Here is a 244-nt window from a genome sequence, read left to right as displayed (position 1 = left end):
CGTCTTTCACTGCTTTGTAGGCCGCGCCATACAGCGTGCTGCTGATTTCGTCGAGGTAAATGGGCAGCATCTCCTCCTTGATGCCAAGCCGCGCTTTCACATCGAGGATGAAGGCGAGCGCGTCGAGTGGGCGGATGTGAAAGGCCCCGCCTCTGGCCATGCGTGCAGGCGGGACATGACGCAACGCGATTTCGTCGGCGGCGATTTCAGTTCGCACGGGCGGTGACTCCTGTTTCGGCAATCG

The 244-nt window shown here is 60.7% G+C and carries 1 pseudogene; it reads right to left on the bottom strand.

Features of this window, described 5'->3' with window-relative positions:
• Positions 1-217: pseudogene (locus tag AB4Y44_RS42835) on the bottom strand (IucA/IucC family siderophore biosynthesis protein); the annotation flags it as partial.
• Positions 218-244 lie beyond the last annotated feature (27 nt).

The sequence above is a fragment of the Paraburkholderia sp. BR10937 genome (assembly GCF_040965695.1).
Lineage (GTDB): Bacteria > Pseudomonadota > Gammaproteobacteria > Burkholderiales > Burkholderiaceae > Paraburkholderia.
Note: the sequence above shows the minus strand (reverse complement) of the source record. Positions and strands in the feature narration are given on the sequence as shown.